Raw genomic sequence first — 3,875 nt, forward strand, 5'->3', positions numbered from 1 at the left:
TCTTGTCGAAGAAACCAGGGACGAATGTCATCGTGGTCTTGCCGCTACAATCTCGGACGGCAGCGTCATTATCTCAATGACCTTCGATAATGTCGTAAACCTGCAGATCAGTCTGGATGAGCTCAAATTCATCGCCCGTGCCGCAGGCACCCTGCCCCAGTGGTTGTTGGAGGCCGAAGACGTTCCCGGCCCGTCGCGACGCCCAGAAGACGCCAAAGACTACAAGACCACCGCTACAACGACTGAAGTTGAAGCGCCAGTGGAAGCAGATGAGTCCAAAGCTGAACGCCATGGCCATCGATGGAACGCTGAGGAAGATCAGCGTCTATTGCACGCGTTTCAGATCGACAAGCTTGACGTCCGGGGCATCTCGCGTGAATTTGGGCGATCACCATCTTCTATTGTAGCGCGATTGCTTCATTTGGATGCGATCGAGGTCATCTCCAAGCGCTGATCATTCTCTACGCCAATGCCCGGAGAAGGCGCACATTGACGCCAAGCTGGGGCGATCAGCTGAAGCTGACCGGGCTCTACTTCGGCAAAGCCTCACCCGAGACACCAAAGGTGTCTCGGCCCACAAGGGGTAACGAGCCCTTCGCCGGGCGCTCCATGGAGGGATTGTGATCCAAAACAGGCGCTGCAAAGCCTTACGGCCAGCCTTTCTCGGCTTCGCGTGTCGAAAGTCTGAAGATCGCTATGCGATCTCACACAGTCGTGTGGATGTAGCGTGGGGTGGCCCGGCAGTCGATTGCGGCGCGAGCAGTCTGATAGGCCGCTTGGCCGAAGACTGCATTCCGTCAGCCATCATCTTCGCGGGGCTACGATGAGGCGTTCCTGCATTCCGTCGTCGGCGCTGCGCAGCCCATCAGCCTTTGCCTGCGCCGGTATCGCCTGCCTCACGTAATCCTACTCCTACTATACGCGGAAGCATAGCCTCCGGCATGGCACCCAAAACGGCCCGCCTCAAGGATCCTCCGTATTTTCGGCGAAGTCAGGAGTGTGGCCAGGGTGGCGCCAATCGGTCAGCGCGCGCGCATTGGAACCAGTTTCTCTGAAAATACTGCGGCCCAGCAAAGCTGGCGCCTGCGGCGTCCTTGACCCGAACCGCTTCGGTCGAGGGGGGTCGGTATGTTCCGCATTCCGTGGAGCAGCTGAGACATCCTAAGGAGAAAATGAGATGCTTGACCAAACAACAACATATGACGCGATTGAACTCTTTGGCCTGACAGAAAACGGCACAGATGACCTGATCATCCCGAATGATGACGAGCTGCGTGATCAAATCGTTCTCGAAACCTTCGAGACATTGATCGGCGGGCTGCAGGGCACCGGGCTTGCGTCTGAAATCGAAGCATTAGCGCACGGATTGGCGACATTGCTGCAGCGCCGCGCGACGGCGCTAGCTGGTCAAGCAGACAAACACAAGCGGCAAATCCAGGGTCTCATCGAAGCCCAAGACGGCTCCGAGGTTGCCGAAATGGAACTGGAAAAGACGTCCAGCCGGTTCGAGACCCTTTGGGAAAAAGCCGAAGCGCTGAAGATCATGGCTGAAAAGGCCGCACAATGCTACGAGATCGAGACAGGTCAGGCTTACACACCTGTCACAGGCAGCCGCACCACGAAAGATGCCCAAGCAACCGGTGCAGTGTTCGAAGCCAAAGAGCTTCTGAACCGGCACGACCGCGAACAGGCCGAGCGCAACAAAGTCGAGGGGCCGAAGATTGCCATCACCGGCGATGCAGAGGCCAAAGACTGCCGCGAAATCTACCGCATCCTGGATCAGACATTCGCAAAATACCCTGACATGGTTCTTTGCCACAAAGGCCATGGCAAGGGTGTGGAACGCATCGCAGCCACATGGGCCCGTAACAATAAGGTCCGCCAGGTCCTCTTCCGCCCGAATTGGCAGGGACATGGCAAAGCGGCCCCATTCAAGGCCAATGACGCGATCATCGCTGCAAAGCCGATTGGTGTCCTGATCTTCGGGGGCAATGGGGTTGCGATCAACCTCGGTCAGAAAGCCGAAGCCAAGCACATCAAGGTCGGTCACTTCGACGCTGAGTGATCCCAAGCCTGGGCGGTCCCGGAAGGGACCGTCCATTTTGATGTCTTATGTCATTATGCAACAGCTCTCTTTGTTTGATGGGTCGGTCAGTTCAGTTGATATCCTTGCAAAGAGCAAGGATCGCGCATGTGGGTAAGACAGACTTGCTTCCGCTTACGCTCTAGCAAATCTGACGGTTTTTACTGTCGCGACGCCGCCCTATGGGCGGCTTTGCTTGTTTTCCGATCGTCGGGTGGCCGGCGATTTCCCTTAGCAGATTCATTCTGGCTCCCAACCGCGCAAGCGCGGTCCTCCTCTGCGTTCCGGCCCTTGGGGTGTTCACCAGCCTGAATCAGCACAGGTCATCGTTCACCGGCCCCCCTCTGCGCCGGAAAAACGCGGGAAGGGGGACAAGTGGCACATGGCAGCGCAGAACAGGCCGTTTCCTTGGCCTGTTTGAAAGGGCCTTCCAAGAGGATGGCTTCTGGCGTTGCAAACCACGGAGCCGAAACGGGAAAAACCATGGAGCAAGCAGAATGAACCAGGTCGCAAAAGCAACCCGCCGACTGTGGAAGTCCGCGCAGCTCTACATCGGCTTCCACACCGATCAGCAGGGCAATGTGCGCAATCAGCCGAAGGTCTGGCCGCCGAAGAATGCCAACGCCACGATCCACAGCGACCCAAAGGTCCAGGAGGTGTTCCTGGAGGTGCACGCCGAGGACAGATCAGCCACGCGCGATGTTCAGATAAAGTTGCAGCCAGACAAACTCGTGCTGCGACGCGATAGCAATATTGGCTGGGAAGGCATTGTCGTTGAGGACGACTCCGTCGCGATCCGCGTCAATGGCGCATGGGTGCGGGTCAAGGTCGATGGCGCGATCACGCGCCAAACGGACGACGATACCACTTATATCGAGGCGGACGGCTCGATCCTGAAAATGACGAAGTATGTCGAAGCCATGATGTCAGGCGATGGCGTGAAGCTGTCACGCCGCACGCCTGACAACATCGCTGCAATCACAGAAGACGGTGTTGTTGCGCGGTCGAAGGGCAGTTGAGCGGTCCGGTGGAATTGGCCTGATGTCTCAAATGAACCGGTGCATGTGTTGAGAGCAAAGGAGGGGGGACGCGCCTTGGCCCCTTCCTTATTTTCATAGTCGCTTCGCTACCTTGAAAATATAGTCAGGCCCCCCCTGCGCCGGGCGCGTCCCCCATTCGCGCAAGCGCGAACTGATTGCATCAGACTGCTTGTCCGCTGCGGCGGTGATCTCCCACCCGCTGGCCGTCTTGTCGGGCGACTTTGCGCAGCCGGGGTCTTGGTCCGATGTGTCCAAAGCGCCGTGCAGCTCATCAACCGTCAATCAGTCGCGCACCTCACTTAGCCGAAGCTGTCACGCCACCCAAGGGGCTTTCGCGGCATAAGCTGCGCGCGCTTCGCGTGCTCGTTATTCCACGGTCCCCTTGTGCGCCGCGCCATCTCCGTCACATGAGGATTGACGCGCGACCGATCCGACGGCTGACGAGCAAGCCAGACCAGGCGCACTCTGACCGCTGTCCTGATAAAGAGGCCGCAAGCGGCCACGATCTTTATTTGGCCCCCCAATAGGGGGGCCGGTGCGCTCCCTCACCTCGGGCATCAAAGCAAGCACGCGACAGGGGGTGTGGGCAAGTCAGATCGTCGATGGTTGCGCTCAACACCAAGAACACAATCAAGGTAAGGCGGGTGTTGTGCGGGAAATTGCAAAGAAAGAAAGGGCAATGCTCTTGGGCGTTATTTCTACTATTACGCTGTAATTAAACGATTATTTTCATTTTAGCCCTTGCATAAACG

Annotated in this window: 4 protein-coding genes; 3 read left to right on the forward strand and 1 reads right to left on the reverse strand. The window is 57.6% G+C overall.

What is annotated here, in order from left to right; all coding sequences use genetic code 11:
* The 3 genes from ACFWW2_RS25905 to ACFWW2_RS25915 form a co-directional block, all read left to right on the forward strand.
* Positions 1-454: hypothetical protein (locus ACFWW2_RS25905; RefSeq protein WP_393933422.1), on the forward strand; the 454-nt coding region annotated here is incomplete at its 5' end.
* A 723-nt stretch (positions 455-1,177) separates the two neighbouring features.
* Positions 1,178-2,065, forward strand: coding sequence for a DUF2493 domain-containing protein (locus tag ACFWW2_RS25910; protein ID WP_393933424.1), 888 nt, complete (start codon positions 1,178-1,180; stop codon positions 2,063-2,065).
* 515 nt (positions 2,066-2,580) lie between these two features.
* A complete protein-coding gene (locus tag ACFWW2_RS25915; protein ID WP_393933426.1) occupies positions 2,581-3,102 on the forward strand; it encodes a hypothetical protein in 522 nt (173 codons plus the stop codon).
* A 93-nt stretch (positions 3,103-3,195) separates the two neighbouring features.
* Here the strand turns inward: ACFWW2_RS25915 and ACFWW2_RS25920 are convergent, their stop codons facing one another.
* A complete protein-coding gene (locus ACFWW2_RS25920; RefSeq protein WP_393933428.1) occupies positions 3,196-3,405 on the reverse strand; it encodes a hypothetical protein in 210 nt (69 codons plus the stop codon).
* Between the last annotated feature and the right edge of the window lie 470 nt (positions 3,406-3,875).

The sequence above is a fragment of the Yoonia sp. R2-816 genome (assembly GCF_046762905.1).
Classification (GTDB): domain Bacteria; phylum Pseudomonadota; class Alphaproteobacteria; order Rhodobacterales; family Rhodobacteraceae; genus Yoonia.

Bases quoted from the DNA above. Each gene is read 5' to 3' on its own strand.
- ACFWW2_RS25915 (WP_393933426.1), top strand. From the start codon at position 2,581: ATGAACCAGGTCGCAAAAGCAACCCGCCGACTGTGGAAGTCCGCGCAG.
- ACFWW2_RS25910 (WP_393933424.1), top strand. From the start codon at position 1,178: ATGCTTGACCAAACAACAACATATGACGCGATTGAACTCTTTGGCCTG.